We start from the raw sequence: 17,320 nt of genomic DNA on the forward strand, positions 1-17,320 counted from the left end.
GGCGCCGGACCGCTTCCCGAAGAACGGGCGCGGGGTGCCCCATTACTCGAGCACCTCGATTCCGAGGGTAGCCGCACCGGCCACGGTGTGCGGGCGGGTTGTCCGATCGTGTTCGCCGGGTCGATGGACTACGTTGATCTGCAGGGCCCGCACCGGCCCGTCTTCGCCACTGCCGTCGAAGCGTTCGACACCATCGCCGACGCGAAGAGGAATTCCCGTGACCTACCGTCAGACCCTGCGCGGGCACACCCATCGGTTCGCCGATCTCACCGAGGTGCTGGCCAAGGCCACCCCGGCGCGCTCGGGTGACGAACTCGCCGGATGCGCCGCCGAATCCGACGCCGAACGTGCGGCCGCGTCGTGGGTGCTCGCCGATCTGCCGTTGACGGTGTTCCTCGAGCAGCTGGTGGTGCCCTACGAGTCCGACGAGGTCACGCGGCTGATCATCGACACACACGACGCGGACGCCTTCGCGCCGGTGTCGCATCTGACCGTCGGCGGACTGCGCGACTGGCTCCTCGAGCAGGCCGGCGACGAGTCCGGCGGCCGACGACTGCGGTCGGTGACGCGCGGCCTCACCCCGGAAATGGTTGCGGCCGTGAGCAAGCTGATGCGCAACCAGGACCTGATCGCGGTGGCCAGGCGCATCGAGGTGACCTCGGCATTCCGCACCACCATCGGCTTGCCCGGGCGACTGTCCACCCGGCTGCAGCCCAACCATCCGACCGACGATCCGCGCGGCATCGCAGCAGCTCTGCTCGACGGACTGCTGCTCGGCTGTGGCGACGCGGTGGTCGGCATCAATCCGGCCACCGACTCCCCACACGCGACCGCGACCCTGCTGCGGTTGCTCGACGACGTCCGCACCCGGTTCGCCATCCCGATGCAGTCGTGCGTCCTCGCCCACGTCACCACCACCATCGGCCTCATCGAGCAAGGAGCCCCCGTCGACCTGGTCTTCCAGTCGGTCGCGGGCACCGAGGCGGCCAATCGCGGTTTCGGTGTCGACCTCGCCATGCTGACCGAGGCCAACGAGGCGGGAAAATCACTGGGCCGCGGCACGGTCGGCGAGAACGTGATGTACCTGGAGACCGGCCAGGGGTCGGCGTTGTCGGCGGGCGCGCACCTGGGCACCGGCGGGCGGCCGGTCGATCAGCAGACGTTGGAGGCTCGCGCCTACGCCGTCGCCCGGGCCCTGGACCCGTTGCTGGTGAACACCGTCGTCGGATTCATCGGCCCGGAGTATCTGTTCGACGGCAAGCAGATCATCCGCGCCGGCCTCGAGGATCACTTCTGCGGAAAGCTGCTCGGACTGCCGATGGGTGTGGACGTCTGCTACACCAATCATGCCGAGGCCGACCAGAACGACATGGACACCTTGCTGAGTCTGCTCGGGCTGGCCGGGGTCTCCTTCGTGATCACGGTCCCCGGCGCCGACGACGTCATGCTCGGCTATCAGAGCCTGTCCTTCCACGACGCGCTCTACCTGCGCGAGGTGCTGGGGCTGCGTGCCGCACCCGAATTCGAGGCCTGGATGCAGAGCATCGGGATGGCCGACGAGGGCGGCCGGGTGATCCCCCTCGATCCACACATGTCCCCACTGCGCGGGCTGGCCTCATGACCGCCGACGATCCGTTGCCGGTCGCCGACCCGTGGGAGCCGCTGCGTCGGACGACTCAGGCCCGAATCGGTCTGCATCGCAGCGGCTTCGGTGTTTCCACCAACGACGTCCTACACTTTGCCGCCGATCATGCTGCGGCGCGCGACGCGGTACACAGCCCCATGGACACCGGTGCGGTCGGCAAAGGTCTGCAGGAGTTGGGTTTCGGTGGTCCCGTGGTGGTGCGCAGCCAGGCGGGTTCGCGCGCCGAATACCTGCGGCGCCCCGACCTCGGCCGGCTACCTGCGGATCTGTCGTCGGTGCAGCCGACGGGTGCCGACATCGGGATCGTCGTCGCCGACGGGTTGTCGGCGGCCGCCGTCGATGCGCACGCCGTCGCGCTGGTGGATTCACTCACATCGGCTCTCGCACCACACTTCTCGATCGCCGCCCCGGTGATCGCGACCGGGGCCCGGGTGGCACTCGGCGATCACATCGGCGCGGCGCTCGGTGTCGAGATGGTGATCGTCATCATCGGCGAGCGACCGGGATTGTCGGTCGCCGACAGCCTCGGCATCTATCTGACCTACGCACCGAAGCCGGGACGTGTTGACTCGCAACGCAATTGCATCTCCAACATCCATCCGCCCGACGGTCTCGGCTATGGTGATGCGGCGCGGATCGTCGCCGCCCTCGCCACCGGCGCGCGCCGGCTGGGCGCCTCGGGCGTGACCCTCAAGGACACCTCGGCAGCGCTCACCCCGCCCGCCGGACAGTTCGAGCTGCCCTGACCGGGCGGTACCCCCGGAACACTGCCTCGATGATCGCGATGTGACGGCACCGGTGATAATGAATCGCACATCGACAGGGGACACGCATGCAGATCACTCCGATGGGGCCGGGCATGGTCGACGGGCTGCCCGCGCTACCGATCCGCAAGGCCGCGGTGGCCTGCGGGTACGCGGCACAGGGACTCGGCTATGCCGCGGTCATGACCGCCTTGCCGTCGTTCCAGGACACCTGGGGTATCGACGATATGGGGATCTCGGTGATCCTGCTCGGTACCTGCGTCATGGCCGGCATCGGATCTGTCGCCGCCGACCTGGTCGCGGTTCGCCGGGGCAGCCGGGTCGCGGTGTGCACCGCCCTGGCCGTGCAGGCGGTGGCCGTCGCGACGATGGCGTTCGCCCCGGCCTTCGGTGTGTTCATCGCAGCGGTGGTGGTGTACGGAATCGGGCTGGGCACCATGGATGCCGCGGCGAACATGCAGGGCACGATGCTCGAGGCGCGTACCGCAACACCACATCTGGGCAGGTTCTACGCCGCCTATACCGCCGCCGCCGCGCTGGGCGCGGTGGCCATGAGCGCCTTTCTGTCCACCGCGGGCGGCGCCGTCGGGGCGCTGTTGACCGCTGCGGTGGTCCAGGTCGGCGTGGCGGTCTTCGGCATCGTCGGACTCGATCCGTCTCGGGAACTGGCACACGAGCAGACCGCCTCCCGGCCGACCGACGCCGCTGACGACTCCCCGCGAGCGCGGACTCCGTTGCCGCGTAGGGCAATCTGGCTGGTCGGTAGCACGTTGATGGCGATCTACATGCTCGATTCGGCGGTCTCGACGTGGAGCACCGTCTACCTCACCAACGCCTTCGACAACCTGGCGAACCTCGCCCCGCTCGGCTATGCGATGTATCAGGTGACCACGTTGCTGTCGCGGCTGGTGACCGACCGCCTCGAGATGCGGGTCGGCGTCGTACGGCTCGCGCTGAGTGCGGTGGGCATCGGTGTCGTCGGGTGCGTGGTGATCGCGGCCGTCCCGGCCTTCCCCGGCGCGATCGTGGGGCTGGCCATCGCGGGCGTCGGCGGTGGCATCCTCATCCCGGTGACCTTTGCCGCCGCCGGACGCATCCTGCCCGCGCGCCGCGACGAGGTCATCGCGCGCGTGAACCTGTTCAACTACGCCGGCGTGATCCTGGGTGCGGTGATCATCGGCGCCATCGCGTCGGGCTCGGGGATCGGCGTAGCTTTCCTCATCCCTGCGGCGGGCCTCATCGCGGTGATCCCCTTGGCGCGACGGATCGACACCACACGCCGGCAACCGGCGCAGAGCCCCTCTTAGAGTTGGCAATTCGATGAGCACCAGCCAGCCCGGCGAACGCGGCGTCCGCGGACGCAGCCGGCAACGACGCCAAAAGCTACTCGACGCGACCATCGAGATCATGGCCGCACAGGGGACGGCGGCGGTCACGCATCGGGCGGTGGCCGCGGCGGCCGGGTTGCCGCCGTCGTCGACGAGCTACTTCTTCGAATCGATCGACGAGCTGATGGGCGAGGCGGTGACCGAGGCGATGGACCGCGAGGTCGCTCGTCTCGGCGAACTCGAGGGTGCGGTCGCCGACGAGGCGACCTCGGCCGGACGACTGATCGCCAACTTCGCGGACTTCATCCGTCAGGAACACGATCCACACACCGTCGCACAATTCGAGATCTATCTGTATGCGTCCCGGAAACCAGATCTGCGCGGCCGCGTCGTCGCGATCATCGAGGCCACGCGCAAGGTGGCGAGGCGCGCGCTGCGCGCCGGTGGTGTCGCCAATCCACTGGCGGCCGACGCGATGCTCGCGATGATCGACGGATTCTCCTTGCATCGCATCGCCAATCCCGATGGCGCCGAGGTGGAAAGCCTACTGCTCGGCCTACGGGCACTGCTCATCGGCTTGTCGGCGCTGGAGGTCGTCGGCGACACCACCTGGGACGCTCGTCAACCGCCGGAGATCAGTACTGATCCAGATACGCCCGGATCATGATCTCGAGCTCGGCCAGCAGGGCACCGTCGGGCTCAGGTGATCCGTCGTCACCAGTGCCGTCGAAAGCCTCGCGCATCACCGCGTCGGCCGCGGCGAAGACGGTGCGGGCGACGGTGATATCGCAGCCCGTCAGGCCGCAGGCATGCATCAGCTCGCAGACCTTGACGGCCATCCGCGCCTTGTGCGCCCGGCCGGGGTCGCCGGGCAGCCGTGCGATCGACCCCACGATGCGCACGATGCGCTCGTCGGCGTAGATGCTCGCGATGTGGTCGATCACCGCGGCGACCGGGTCGGCGATCCGCTCGACCTCGATCTGGTCGATCACATCGTCCATCAGGCTCTCGATGCGCTCGTGGTAGCGGGCCACCAACGCCACCGCGATGGCGTCACGGTCGGGCAGATACTGGTGCAGGGCACCGACCGACAGACCGGCCTCCTCGGCCACCCGGGTCAGAGTGAGTGCGTCGACGCCTTCACTGACGGCGATCCGGTCGGCAGCGGCGAGCGCGCGGCTGACCTTGTCCCGCGACCGCGACTGGGTGGGCGTGCGCTTGAGCGGCACTGACGAGAGGTCATCGGCCTCAGACTCGTCCGACGTCGGGTCGTCTGGGGCGAATTGCACCGACTCACCTTACCGTCGGCACCAGGCCGAATATATTTTCGTACGCCGCTGGGGCCGGTGGCCCCGATGGTCAGCAGTTCGACGCGAGCTGGGCGCAAGCCGCCATGCGGAACCGGTGTGGGGAATATGCCCTGCAGGGCGTTCATTGGAACGCACATGAGTACACAGGAGATCACTCTCGAGAACTTCCCTGCGACCGTGGAGCAGGAGGGCATCGTTCTGCTCGACTTCTGGGCCGGCTGGTGCGGACCGTGCCGTCAGTTCGCACCTGTCTTCGAGGCGGCGGCCGACAACCACCCCGACATCACCTTCGGCAAGATCGATACCGAGGCGCAGGATCAACTCGCCGGCAGCCTCGGCATCCGCTCGATCCCGACGCTGATGGCCTTCCGTGATGGCGTCCTCGTCTTCAATCAGGCCGGTGCCCTGCCCGCCGCACAGGTGGAGCAGCTGATCGAGGCCGTCGAGGGTCTCGACATGGCAGCGGTCCGCGCCGAGATCGCCGAGGCAGACGACGGCACGGTCCAGTCCTGACGTCGATCTGCCGAGGTCGGCACCACAGCGAAATGCCCCGATCACCAGGCGTGTCGGGGCATTTCCGCAGAGCGAACTACTTTACGCCACTGAAAATGAATTGCAGTGTGGTGAGCAGTGTTTCGTTCGACTGAATTGCGTTCCACAAGAAATTGTCGATCATGGTGATCCTCCCTTTTCACTGATGCAAGCCGACCATACATGCTGACTCCCAGATTTTCTTCAGAGTCCGACGACCGATCCATCTACCGGCGGTCAGCCCTCGGAGTCGCCGAGCCGTCGGTGGGTAGGGCCGGCCGATACCGGCCGTAACCCGGTCGGCGGCGGTTGCCATCGGCGACGACTGCGGGCCGCTCATGTTCGCGGGGCCGGTTTCACCGAGGCCACGACCGCCTCATAGAAGTCGTTGACGAGGTTGGTCATCGCATGGACAAACCCTTTGTCCGTGGATCGCTTCGATCCCATCGCCACTTCCATCGTCATGGTGAATTCACGGATGTCCTTGCCTGCTGGGGGAAGGATCGCCGCCACGTCGTCTCGAAGTCCGCCGAGTAGCGCCGAAGCCGACTCCGTGCGGCTACCCAATTGATGCCCCGTAACGCGCAGGGCCGGTGGGGCCTCGTCGAGCTGCCGGATCAACCAGTTGACCTTGGTGACCGGCCGACCCGATCGTGGAGCCGGCATCGTCATCGAACAGCTGATTCGCTCGCGGGCCAGGTTCGCGTGATAGACGACGAGCGAGACAGTGCCCGGAATCCGCAATGTCCCGAACAACTCACCCGAATCCGCGAGCTGCTTCGCACGACTTACCGCGTCGACGTGCGCGCTGGCGCCCCGGGCGGTGACTTGCTGCCCGGTCAGGGCACTGAGTTGAAGAGCAAGGTGCATGCCGAGTTGATCGAACCGGCGGCAGATCTCTGCCGTGGCGACCTCACCCGGCGACAACGTGCTGTCCTTGACGCCGCTTCTGACCTTGACCCAGTGCTTCCCCATGTCGTCGAAGCTGCACATGCCAGATCTCGAGTCGCACCCATATCGCAGGAACTCGGCCAGAACGCCTGCTCGTGTTCGGTCATCGACTCCGCCGTGTGCGCTGACCAGTGCGGCCGCAGCAAGTATTTCCTCCCATGAAATATGTTGCAACGCAACAGATCGAGTGTGACGCGCATCGACAGCCACGGGAAGTTCGTCGGGCGCAGGCATGATGTCGCAACTGACGGTGACCACGGCGTCGAAGCTCTTGACCCGGGCGAGCTTCAGGTAGGCATCGATCTGCTCGGCCTTCAGAACACCCTTGCCCGTCTTGACCTCGACCAAAGCCGTCCATTGCTTGTCACCTCGAGTGACCCGTATCAAGCCATCCGGTCTGAGGTCTTGGTCTGCGTGGGTGAACCGGACCTCGGTGTAACACTCGATTTTTCCGCGTGGCCCACCGACCAGCCCGACGATCTGCTTGCCCAGTTCCGGCACGATCGCCATGACCGCGAGTGCGACCGACGCCGCACGCATTTCCTGCTCGGTGGTCGTCGACGACCGCACTGCGGGGAACAGTCGAGCACGCGTCCAGCCATCCGCATTCTCCGGCGAGACGAGGTATGGCGAATGCCGGGTACGCCAGTCTGCGGCGATGCGCGCCACTCGCTTCCGCCGACGAATACTCACCCGATTCTCGTCGGTGACGCTCGTATCCTCACCGGTCCCTCCCGACTCGTCGACGACCGACGCCTCCCGCGAATCGACTGCTTCCGGCTGCAACGAATCACCCGGGTCGTCGACTTCTACGCCAAAGTCGGTGACAAGGGCCGCCAACCCGCCCGCGTATCCCTGCCCCACCGCCCGAAACTTCCAGCCGCTCTCGTGCCGGTACAGTTCGGCCACGATCAGCGCGCGTTCATCGGTGAACCCGTCCAGTTCGCTGCGGAGGTACGCAGATTCATCGGACTCGCCGCTGCCAAGACTCACAGTCATTTCCAGCGATTTCACCAGTCCGAAATCCTCACCCGACTCGGAATCCGCACTCGCGGCGACGATCAGGCGGTCGATCGGGTCCGGGAGCCGCGCCACGTCGATCTGCAGCCTGCCGCCGAGATCGTCGCTCCCATCCTCGTTGTCCCCAGTACCGTCGTCACCCACCAGACGCACTGCACCATCCAGTGCGTTCGGCTGGTTGTAGAAAACGAGGTCATCCGCAGATTGAACGTTTCCACCGGAACCCAGGACGAGCACGCTCGCATCGACGGCTCGGAGGCTTTCGCCAGGCGTCGCGCTGATACGTATATCCAGTTGTGGGGCGGGGTCACCGAAGATCTCGGCGACGCGCACATTCGCGCCCTTCGCGAGAGCATGTGTCGGCATTGCGTCAATGTAGCCGTCCGCGTCCTGCGTCGCCCGTGGTTCGATTCCACCTGAAGTCTTCAGGCCGGCGTCACAGGTCGAAATGCACGCCCGTGAGCTTTTCTGCGGTCTCCCACAGCTGTTGTCCGAGAACGGGATCAGTGGCCTTCTCGGCCAGCGACGACTGGACGGGCGGACCACTCAAGCCCATCGGGCCCCGCGGGCCGTAGTACTGGCCTCCCAGCACGGCCGGATCGGTCGCGGCGCGTACGGTGATCAGCGCTCCGCCGGCAGCCTCCATGATGAAGGTGCGCCGAATCCATCGCAGCGATGGTGTGGTGAACAGCCAGCGCAAGACTGCCTGCTGATCCCGCATGACGCCGGATTGCGTCGCACCGGGATGAGCCGCCACCGACATCGGAGCCGGGCCGGCGCGCCGTGCCAGCCGACGTTGTAATTGCACCGCGTACACCAGTTGAGCAAGCTTGGCGCGGGCGTAGGCGCGCGCGGGGGTGAATCCGCGCTCCATGGTCAGGTCCTCGAAATCGATGATGCCGGCGCGGTACACCGTCGATCCGACGGTGACGAATCGGCCACCGGCAGCGGCCGATACCGCACCGAGCAGCAGACCGTTGAGCGCGAAGTGACCTAGGAAGTTGGTGGCGAAGTCCATCTCGAAGCCGTCGCGGGTCAATTCGCGACGCTGGCGCATCACGCCGGCGTTGTTGACGACGAGGTCGATGACCGGATGGTCGGCACACAACCTGTCGGCGCAGTCTTGCACCGACGAGAGGTCGCTCAGGTCCAGGCGCGCAATGTCGAGGTCGGCGCCGGGCACACTCGCAGCGATGTCCTCGCGGGCCGCGGCCGCCAGGTCAGGGTTACGGCACGCCAACACCACGCGTGCGCCGAGTCGGGCCAATTGGCGCGCTGTTTCGAGCCCGATGCCCGTGTTGGCGCCGGTCACCACGGCCAACCGTCCGCGCTGCGTGGGCGCGTCCGCCAGACCCCAGCCCCTACCTCGCATCGATGTCCTCCTGAATTGTGATGACCTTGTGGGTACCACATGACGGACTTCTCGCCCTCCGATGGGCGCCGTGACCGGGTTTCACGCCACAATGATCAGGTGCACATCGAGCGAGCCTGCGGCCCGCGATCCCGAGTCGCGCGTTCGTGGTCGCGGGCTGCGTACGCGCTCGTCGTCGCGAGCATGGTGATCGGACTGACGGCATGCGCGGGCGGGCAGCGTGCGAGCGCTCCGGCCGCCGTTCCCGCCCCACCCCAGGGCGTCGAGGTTGCGCGTATCGATTACCCGGTGCCCGCAGGTAAGGCCGATCCCACCCAGAACTGGATGGATCTGTATCTGCCCACCCACCGCCCGGGTCGTCTTCCGCTCGTCGTGCTCATCCACGGCGGGGCGTGGCGCAACCGCATCAGCGCGGCCAGCTTCGCGGTGTTCGCGGCCACCGTTGCCGACCGCGGGGTGGCAGTTCTCAACGTCGAATACCGACGAGTGGGCAGCGGCGGCGGCTGGTCTACGACCTTCTCCGACGTGGCCGCCGCGATCAACGACATCCCCGCCGTCGCGAACCGCTATCCGGTCATCGACGCCCAACGGTCCGTGGTGGTCGGCCACTCGGCCGGGGCACAGCTGGCCGTGTGGAGCGCCACCCGCGATCACCGCACTGCCGACGCCATCGGCGTGCCTGTGCGGTACCGGCCGGCACTCGCCTTCTCGATTTCGGGCCCCCTCGACATGCGGCGCGCCGCCGCGCTCGGTGATCGCAACGTGGTGCAGGTGCTCGGCGGGAGCCCGGGGCAGGTGCCCCGACGGTATGCGGCGGTCGACCCGTTCCAGAATCTCGACCCGCAGGTGCCGGTGATCGCGGTGATCGGCAGTCGCGACACCACGGTCCCGGCGATCCTCACACAGGACTATGTGGCCGCCGACAACGCCGCCGGCGGTCATGCACGCCTGATGGTCTTTGCCGGACAGACACATTCATCGATCGTCTCGCCGACCTCGACGACCTTTCCCCGACTGGTCGACGAGATCGTCAAGGCGGTGCGCGGGCTCCGGGGGCACAATGCCGATCAGTGATCATAAGTGGTCGGATCACGCCACGGCGGAATGCGACGCAGTGCGATAGCGCAGTGTGACGACGACCAGACGTGGGTCAATTGTCCGATTCGAGCGTTTCGGGCGTGCCCACCCACCAAGGGACAGCTATCCAGATACGTCTCAGCGAGTCACAAGGTTGCGCTGATAGTGTGACGCTTGATCACGGATAGATCACGGCCATTTCGGGCGCGGAGCCGCGCCCCAACCATCGCCGGGGCGCCCGCGGACCATCAGAAGGCCGTCGAGGAACCGTCCTGAGCAGCCGTTCGAGAGTTGAGGTATGACGACAGCACTCACGCGCGCGACCACATCCGGCGTGCAGCACACGACGCAGACACCGGCTCCCGCTCGTGGTCAGCGTCCCCGGCGGGCATACCTCCACCACGTTGATCTCATCCGCGCGACGACGTTCTCACTGGTCATCTTCGTCCACTGCCTGACCCAGACCACCGACGAGTTCACCAGCCTGCCGGTCAACACCACCTCGCTGGCGTTGCACTTCACCCGTAACACCTTCTTCGCTCTCACCGGATTCGTTCTGATGTATCAGAACTTCGACAAGGCGGACTTCTCGACCTTCGCCTTCTGGCGCCGGCGCATCAAGCTCGTCATCTTCCCGTACCTGATCTGGTCGTTCATCTACTGGCTCGTCGAGGACATGTGGGTCCATGGACGCCTCGCCGATGTGCCGACACATATGGGCGAGTTCGGCAAACTCGTGATGTGGGGTCTGTCGGGATTCCAGATGTACTTCTTGTTCGTGATGCTGCAGGTCTATCTGTTGTTCCCACTGGTGCTGTGGCTCGTGCGAGCGACTGTCGGCAAGCATTGGTGGCTTCTTGGGGGCAGTCTCGCCGTGCAGGTCGCGATCACCGTGACCATCACCTACTGGGAGCCGCCCGCGGCATTCGCCCCCTACTGGTGGCACAACTACGCGACGTTCGTGCCGTATCAGTTCTTCATCCTCTACGGCGCGGTCGCGGCCGTGCACCGCGAAGAGGTCGCTCGTTGGCTCGCCGGCAAAGGATGGTGGCTGTTCGGGGCGCTGCTCGCGACCGGTGGCCTTGCCCTGGGCACCTACCTGTATGGCGTCTGGTATGACGGAAAACCGGTCCACGACAACAACTCTGCGTTCTATCCGACGCTGGTGCCCTTCCTCATCGTCGCCATGACCTGCCTCTACGCGGCCGCCGCACACTGGGGCGAACACTGGCGCGACTTCACCCCGCGATTCGCGCGGGCGGTGTCATTCGCGTCGAACCGGTCGTTCAGTGTGTTCCTCTGTCACGTGCTGGTGCTGTTCTTCATCCTGTACCCGCAGCTCAACGACCGGCCGGCGATACTGGTTCGCGTCGGCGAACCGTGGAGCACCCTCGTCGTCTACCTGCTGACGCTGGCCGGCTCGTTGCTCCTCGTCGAGATCCTGCGGCGCCTGCCCGGCTCGGCCTATCTCACCGGACGTCCACGGCTGCCGCTCACCTTCGGCCGGCGGACCGACCGCGGCTGAGCGTCACCGCGTCGCCGACTCGAAGGTCATCGCTGCTGCCGATCAGCCCGCCGCGTGGTGGGCAGCACGGCTGATCGTTTCGAGCACCACCGGAAAGGCCGACGAGGTGGGGTCGACGATCAACCCGTGGTCGGTCTTGGGCAGTAAGACGAACACCGCACGGCCGCCGGCCGCGTGGTCGGCGGCCACATACGTCTCGGACAGGATCGGCGGAACCACCCGGTCCTCGGCGCCGGCCATCGCGATGGTGGGCGTGGCCGGATCGATGTTCTGGATCGGGTCGACCGATGCGTATCGATCGGGGACCTGGGACGGCTGCCCACCGAGCGCACGGACCACGCGGTCGTCGCCGAGTGCGACCGCCTTGCGCATATCGAGTGGGCCGGCCAGCGAAACCACGCTGGTGGGACGGAACTTCGGGTCGGCGCCGACTTCTCCGGTACCGAGCTTGTGTCGGGTACCGGCCCACATGGCCAGTTGCCCACCAGCCGAGTGACCGACGACGACAGCGTTGCGGGTGTCGATCTGCGGAATCGCCTTCTGGATCGCCGGGACGAAGTCCAGGGCCGCGGCCACGTCCTGAAATGTCGTGGGCCAGCCGCCACCGGAGCCGACCCGCCGGTACTCGACGTTATAGACAGCCAGCCCGCGTTCGGCCAACCGACGCGAGAACGTGACGAAGCTATCGGCACCGACCGTCGACAGCCACGAGCCACCGTGGATCAGAACCACCAGCGGCACACTGCCATCGGGATGGTTGCCGCGGGGCAGGAAGACGTCGGCCCAGTTCTGGGTATCGTCACGGGTGCCGGTCGTCGTCGGATAGAGATACCGGCGCGCATCCACATTCGACGAGGCGATCACCTTGGCCAGATCGCCCGCGGCCGGACCGGCGCCGACGGGCGTGACCGTCTGCGACGGCCGACCCTCCTGCTGCGGCGATGACGAACATCCGGCGGCCAGCAATGCGCTGACCACGATCAGCGGCAACAGCACCGCGGAACAACGGCGCGTGGGCAATTCGATCACGATGACGTCGCTCCGTTGATCTGCGAAGCGGTGACCAGCCCGGAATCGAGTCCCCACTTGTGGGCGATGGCCCGCATCGTCCCGGTGTCGATGAGCTTCTGCAGCGCTGCCTGAAGCGGCTTGGCCAGTTCTGAGCCCTTGCGGATCGCCAACGCATACGGTTCGGTGTCGAACGGTGCACCAGCTGTCGCCAGGGCGTTCGCCGACTGGGCGACCGCATAGGAGACGGCGAGCGAGTCGGACGAGACCGCCTGTACGCGACGGTCTTTGAGTGCCGCCAGCGCGTCGTCCAGCGTGCCGAATCCCGTCGCGGTGATCGGTGGGTCGCCGGTCACCGTGCAGGACTGGGATTTCGCGGGGATCTCCGTGGTGGCCTGGACGGTTCCATTCTCGACGCCGACCTTTTTGCCGCATGCGTCGTTGGGATCCACGCCGTCGTCGGCGCGGCGGACCCACTGGGTTCCCCCGCTGAAGTACGTCACCATGTCTACTTGCTTCTCGCGGTCTTTCGTATCGAAGATCGAGCGCATTCCGAGGTCGTAGGTTCCGGCGGCCACCCCTGGGATGATCGATGCAAAGTCGGTGTTGACGTAACCCGGCGTCAGACCGAGGATCTTGCCGACGGCATCGACGACCTCCACCTCGAAGCCCGTCGGCTTTCCGTCGGCACCGAGGAACACGCTCGGCCGATACGGGATGGCGGTGCCCACGATCAGCTTTCCGCGGGCGCGGATATCGGCCGGAACCTTCGCGGCCAGGGCCGCGTCCCGGTCAACCGATGTCGGGGAGGCCGAACTCGTCGGCGTCGTAGAATCCTCAGTCGCACAACCCGCCAGCAGCAACGGAATCGCGGCGACCACGAGAGCGGCACGCCATCGTCGTAACAGTCGCACCTCGATTCGACCCTTTCGCTCGTGAACAGTCCTGGGCTAGTAGGTACGGTCAACCTACCGTGCATGACTTTCGCAGAGCCTCGTCCACACGCCCGCGGAGTCAAACAAAAACGGCAGTTGTCGATTCACAGGTTTCTCTTGTTCACCACCGTCCAAGGTTGCTGACATTGTAATGTCAATTTGCGTTCCATCATTCCAGTAACATTCCGGATAGCTCTGCATAGAAGGTGTGATGACCAGAATCAATCGATCGGTGTTCGTGACGGGCGCGTTCGCCCTGATGCTCGTGGCCGGAGCGTGTAGCAGCGGCGGAACCGACTCGGGCACCAGTTCGAGCTCTTCGAGCGCGCCGTCGTCCTCGTCGGCCTCGGTATCGAGTTCGTCGGCCTCAGCGGCCCCGCCCATGACGACGACTCACCATCAGCAGGCCCCGGCCCCCGGCCCGCAGACCACCACCCCCGCCGGCGGCGGCAATCGCAGCGGCCAGCCCTGCACCGACCAGGACGGCGCCCCCGGCCACTACATCAATGCCAACGGCCAATGGATCTGCCAAATCACCGGAGACGCACCGCAAGTCAATACCACGACACCCAGCCAGCGCGACGACGACCCGGGCGGCCAGCCCTGCACCGATCAAAACGGCGCCCCCGGCCACTACATCGACGCCAACGGCCAATGGATCTGCCAAATCACCGGTGACGCACCACGGTGATATCGGGTTCATCACCGGGCCGGCCGTGGTGGCCCCGTCGATTGTCGGTGCCCGTTGGGGCCCGCATCGTCGTCGCCATCGCGGCCGCCTGCCTCGGTGCCGGTTGCGGCGTGCCGGCGACCACGACGGTCACGAACTCGTCGACGGTGTCGTCGACAATCGTCCACCCGAGTAACGCACCCACCAAGAAGTATGTTGCCCTTGGGAGTTCATACGCGGCCGGCCCGGGCGGGATTCGGCTCACCGACATGCGGTGCGCCCGTTCGGAAGGAAATTATCCGAGCCTGGTGGCGCAGAGTCTCGGTCTGCAACTCACCGACGTGAGCTGCTCGGGCGCCACCACCGCCGACATCGTCGACCGTGCCCAGCCCGGTGTCGCGGACCGGCCACAGATCGATGCCGTCACCGCGGACACGTCGCTGGTCACGCTGACGGTCGGCGGCAACAACATTCACTACGTCGGCCGCCTGATGGCGTTGAGTTGCCGGGCCGTCGGGCCGATCGTCGGCGCCCGCGCCGAGCACTGCAACTCGAGCCCGCCACCGCCGCCGGCCGCCGCGGACTTCGCCCACCTCAGCACCACGCTGCACCGGGTCCTGCAGGCCATCCGCGATCGTGCGCCGCAGGCGACCATCGTCTTCGTCGACTACCTGCCCCTGACCACCGGCGATGCCACATGTGACGTGTTGCCGCTGAGCCCCGAACAGCGAGCCGAGACCCTCACGGTCTACGCCGGACTGACCAAAGCCATTGCCACCGCGGCCAATTCGGTCGGCGCCGAGGTGGTCCGCATGTCGACGGCCGGGCACGATCACGGCGTCTGCTCCGCCGACCCGTGGCTGTACGGGTACGAGAGTCCGGCGCCCTACCACGAGACCCCGTCGGGCAAGGCCGCGATCGCCGCCACGGTTGCGAAGGTCGTCGGCGCATCGGCGTGAACGACGCGCCTCACCAACCGGTGACAGCAGTCAGCAGTGCCCGGGGACGCGCCAGCATCGTCTCCCGGACAATGTTGCGCGCCAGCGAGATCGCCGAACAGTCGCATCCCGCGTCCACCCCGCTCGCATCGACCCCGAGACTGCGGCACAGCGCTATCGCCCGCGGTGCATGGAAGTCCTGCGTGAGGAGCACCGGCCGGTCGACTCGGTAGACGTCACGCAGCCGCCGGCAGGTGTCGGCGGTGTCGAAGCCCGCGGGGTCGTCGACGATCTTCTCCGGCGGCACGCCACGCGCCTCCAGATAGGCACGCATCACCGCGGGCTCATCGCCCGCGTCGGGAGACCCGTTGCCCGAGTTGATGATCCGCTGTACCGCACCAGACCGGTACAGCGCCAACGCGGTGTCGAGGCGACCCCGCACGTAATCTCCGGGGTCACCGTCGCGGACCAGTGAACCGAGCACGACGACCGTCGAATCCGGCGGAACCTCGGCGGCGGTGAGCGAATGACCGCGCGAGGCGACGAACACCCAGGTGGCCGCGATCGTCACGATCAATTCGACGGCGATCAATGCCATCGGGATCATCAGCCGCGCCGTGTTCCGGACACCCACCCGATCACCCCCTCCCGAACACCCCTCCCGGACACCGTAGCCAGAAGCCGGCCGCCCGGCTGCAGTCGCCGGGCCGCCGTATACGGCCTCCATGTGTGCGCGTGACACAAGTGGCTGTAGTGTGATCCCCAGCACAGTTTCAGCCACACAGTTCAGCCACACGATGAGGGGGTGGGCCGCATGCCGTACATGCCGATCACGGAGTCGATGTTCCTGATCGCGGAGACCCGCGAGCAGCCCATGCACGTCGGGGGGCTGCAACTCTTCGTCCCCCGGGCCGGCCAGTCGGCGAGCGAGCTGGCCGAGGAGTTCGTGGTGCGGTTCAACACCTGCACCGACCTAGATCCGCTGTTCCGCAAGCGTCCCGCCACCCCGGCCACCGTGATGGGTTATGTGGCGTGGTCCCATGACGACGACATCGATTTCGACTACCACGTGCGCCGGTCGGTCCTGCCCCGGCCCGGACGCGTCCGGGAGTTGCTGCGCTACGTGTCTTTGCAGCACAGCGCGCTGCTCGACCGCAATCGGCCGATGTGGGAAGTCCACATCATCGAAGGCCTCGAGGACGGCCGCGTCGCGCTGTACACCAAGATCCACCATTCCCTGATCGACGGCGTCTCCGCACTGCGAATGTTGCAGCGCACCCTGACTGCCGACCCCGAGGACCGCAACGGGTCGGCCCCTTGGGACCCGGCACTGTACCGCCGGGCGCCCAAGCCCTCGTCCTCCTCGTCGTCGTCGTCCTCACGCATCCCCGACCTCTCGGGCGCCCTGGACCTCGCCGGCTCGGCCCTCGATGTCGGCGGCCAGATCGTGGGCATGCTGCCGGCCACCGCGCGTATCGCATGGACGGCCTTGACCAACAAGGACTTTGCCGCCCCGTTCCGCCCGGCGCCGCGGACGATGCTCGACGTTCCCATCGGCAGTGCGCGGCGGTTCGCGGCCCAACAGTGGTCCACCGACCGGTTGCGAGACGTCGCCCAGCAGATGGGTATCACCCTCAACGACGTGGTCATCGCAATGTGTTCGGGTGCGCTGCGGTCCTATCTCATCGATCACGACGAATTGCCGGATACGCCGCTGATCGCCGCGGTGCCGGTGTCACTGCACATCGCGGGTGCCGAGGGCAAGGACGGCAACTCCATCACCGCGATCCTGGCCAACATGGCCACCGATGAGCCGGATCCCGAGCGCCGGTTGCAGACCCTGGTCAACTCGATGCGCGAGTCGAAGCGGGTGATCCGTGGGCTCTCGCCGCTGCAGGCATTGGCCTACGGTGCGGCCACGATCGCGTCGCTGGCGTTTGCGACCGTTCCGGGTTTTGTGCGTTACACGCCGCCTCAGCTCAACATCATCATCAGCAATGTCCCCGGACCGAGCGAGCACATGTACTGGAACGGCGCCCGCCTCGACGGCGTCTATCCGGTGTCGGTGGTCATGGAGGGCCTGGCGCTCAACATCACCGTGACCACGACCGCCGAGCACGTGAACTTCGGCCTGATCGGCGCCCGCAAGGAGCTACCGAGTCTGCAGCGTCTGCTCACGCACCTCGATACGGCACTCGAAGAACTCGAAAAGGTCGCAAACGTCACATCGTCCGGAACTGACTAGA

Annotated in this window: 17 protein-coding genes and 1 pseudogene; 10 read left to right on the forward strand and 8 right to left on the reverse strand. The window is 66.5% G+C overall.

Annotated features, from left to right (window positions below):
- The first annotated feature begins 217 nt into the window (after positions 1–217).
- From ACPXB3_RS03520 to ACPXB3_RS03535, 4 genes are all read left to right on the forward strand, one after another.
- Positions 218–1,621 (forward strand): ethanolamine ammonia-lyase subunit EutB, encoded by a 1,404-nt coding sequence (locus ACPXB3_RS03520; protein ID WP_425706048.1) that lies wholly within the window; start codon positions 218–220, stop codon positions 1,619–1,621.
- A complete protein-coding gene (gene eutC / locus ACPXB3_RS03525; protein WP_425706047.1) occupies positions 1,618–2,391 on the forward strand; it encodes an ethanolamine ammonia-lyase subunit EutC in 774 nt (257 codons plus the stop codon). The genes ACPXB3_RS03520 and eutC overlap by 4 nt, the downstream gene beginning before the upstream one ends.
- An 86-nt stretch (positions 2,392–2,477) precedes the next feature.
- The gene (locus ACPXB3_RS03530) at positions 2,478–3,716 is read left to right on the forward strand and encodes an MFS transporter (RefSeq protein ID WP_425706046.1); all 1,239 of its coding nucleotides are present in this window, start codon (positions 2,478–2,480) and stop codon (positions 3,714–3,716) included.
- Between the two features lie 13 nt (positions 3,717–3,729).
- Positions 3,730–4,404: a TetR/AcrR family transcriptional regulator gene (locus tag ACPXB3_RS03535; RefSeq protein WP_425726461.1), complete on the forward strand. Its 675-nt coding sequence runs from the start codon at positions 3,730–3,732 to the stop codon at positions 4,402–4,404.
- Here ACPXB3_RS03535 and ACPXB3_RS03540 read toward each other — a convergent pair.
- Positions 4,373–5,026, reverse strand: coding sequence for a TetR/AcrR family transcriptional regulator (locus tag ACPXB3_RS03540; protein WP_425706044.1), 654 nt, complete (start codon positions 5,024–5,026; stop codon positions 4,373–4,375). The genes ACPXB3_RS03535 and ACPXB3_RS03540 overlap by 32 nt on opposite strands.
- 156 nt (positions 5,027–5,182) lie before the next feature.
- Between ACPXB3_RS03540 and trxA the strand changes: the two genes are divergently transcribed.
- The gene (gene trxA, locus ACPXB3_RS03545; protein ID WP_425726463.1) at positions 5,183–5,560 is read left to right on the forward strand and encodes a thioredoxin; all 378 of its coding nucleotides are present in this window, start codon (positions 5,183–5,185) and stop codon (positions 5,558–5,560) included.
- A gap of 354 nt (positions 5,561–5,914) precedes the next feature.
- Here the strand turns inward: trxA and ACPXB3_RS03550 are convergent, their stop codons facing one another.
- The 3 genes and pseudogenes from ACPXB3_RS03550 to ACPXB3_RS03560 form a co-directional block, all read right to left on the reverse strand.
- Positions 5,915–7,039 (reverse strand): hypothetical protein, encoded by a 1,125-nt coding sequence (locus ACPXB3_RS03550; RefSeq protein ID WP_425726922.1) that lies wholly within the window; start codon positions 7,037–7,039, stop codon positions 5,915–5,917.
- Between the two features lie 366 nt (positions 7,040–7,405).
- Positions 7,406–7,915, reverse strand: a pseudogene (locus ACPXB3_RS03555) (TerD family protein); the annotation flags it as partial.
- Positions 7,916–7,985: 70 nt separating this feature from the next.
- Positions 7,986–8,921, reverse strand: coding sequence for an oxidoreductase (locus tag ACPXB3_RS03560; RefSeq protein WP_425706040.1), 936 nt, complete (start codon positions 8,919–8,921; stop codon positions 7,986–7,988).
- Between the two features lie 99 nt (positions 8,922–9,020).
- Between ACPXB3_RS03560 and ACPXB3_RS03565 the strand changes: the two genes are divergently transcribed.
- Together ACPXB3_RS03565 and ACPXB3_RS03570 are read left to right on the forward strand one after the other, a co-directional pair.
- A complete protein-coding gene (locus ACPXB3_RS03565; RefSeq protein ID WP_425706039.1) occupies positions 9,021–9,995 on the forward strand; it encodes an alpha/beta hydrolase in 975 nt (324 codons plus the stop codon).
- Positions 9,996–10,296: 301 nt separating this feature from the next.
- Entirely contained in the window at positions 10,297–11,523 is a 1,227-nt protein-coding gene (locus tag ACPXB3_RS03570; RefSeq protein ID WP_425706038.1) for an acyltransferase, read from the forward strand.
- A gap of 42 nt (positions 11,524–11,565) precedes the next feature.
- Here the strand turns inward: ACPXB3_RS03570 and ACPXB3_RS03575 are convergent, their stop codons facing one another.
- The 3 genes from ACPXB3_RS03575 to ACPXB3_RS03585 are packed head-to-tail and all read right to left on the reverse strand — an operon-like array spanning position 11,566 to position 13,850.
- Positions 11,566–12,552 (reverse strand): alpha/beta hydrolase family protein, encoded by a 987-nt coding sequence (locus ACPXB3_RS03575; protein ID WP_425706037.1) that lies wholly within the window; start codon positions 12,550–12,552, stop codon positions 11,566–11,568.
- Entirely contained in the window at positions 12,549–13,445 is an 897-nt protein-coding gene (locus tag ACPXB3_RS03580) for a transporter substrate-binding domain-containing protein (RefSeq protein ID WP_425706036.1), read from the reverse strand. Before ACPXB3_RS03580 ends, ACPXB3_RS03575 begins: the two co-directional genes overlap by 4 nt.
- Before the next feature lie 54 nt (positions 13,446–13,499).
- A complete protein-coding gene (locus ACPXB3_RS03585; RefSeq protein ID WP_425706035.1) occupies positions 13,500–13,850 on the reverse strand; it encodes a hypothetical protein in 351 nt (116 codons plus the stop codon).
- Between ACPXB3_RS03585 and ACPXB3_RS03590 the strand changes: the two genes are divergently transcribed.
- Both ACPXB3_RS03590 and ACPXB3_RS03595 read left to right on the forward strand, forming a co-directional pair.
- Complete coding sequence (locus ACPXB3_RS03590) at positions 13,849–14,157, forward strand: hypothetical protein (RefSeq protein WP_425706034.1); 309 nt, start codon at positions 13,849–13,851, stop codon at positions 14,155–14,157. The two genes, ACPXB3_RS03585 and ACPXB3_RS03590, sit on opposite strands and share 2 nt — an antisense overlap.
- Positions 14,158–14,204: 47 nt before the next feature.
- Positions 14,205–15,095 carry an SGNH/GDSL hydrolase family protein gene (locus tag ACPXB3_RS03595; protein ID WP_425706033.1) on the forward strand — a complete coding sequence of 297 codons (891 nt, stop codon included), beginning with the start codon at positions 14,205–14,207 and terminating at the stop codon, positions 15,093–15,095.
- Positions 15,096–15,105: 10 nt separating this feature from the next.
- Here the strand turns inward: ACPXB3_RS03595 and ACPXB3_RS03600 are convergent, their stop codons facing one another.
- Positions 15,106–15,681 (reverse strand): SanA/YdcF family protein, encoded by a 576-nt coding sequence (locus ACPXB3_RS03600; RefSeq protein WP_425706075.1) that lies wholly within the window; start codon positions 15,679–15,681, stop codon positions 15,106–15,108.
- A 207-nt stretch (positions 15,682–15,888) separates the two neighbouring features.
- On the opposite strand from ACPXB3_RS03600, the gene ACPXB3_RS03605 reads away from it, so the two are divergent.
- The gene (locus ACPXB3_RS03605; protein WP_425726465.1) at positions 15,889–17,319 is read left to right on the forward strand and encodes a WS/DGAT/MGAT family O-acyltransferase; all 1,431 of its coding nucleotides are present in this window, start codon (positions 15,889–15,891) and stop codon (positions 17,317–17,319) included.
- The last annotated feature ends 1 nt before the right edge of the window (position 17,320 follow it).

The sequence above is a fragment of the Gordonia sp. DT219 genome, assembly GCF_049847065.1.
Taxonomy (GTDB): Bacteria; Actinomycetota; Actinomycetes; order Mycobacteriales; family Mycobacteriaceae; genus Gordonia.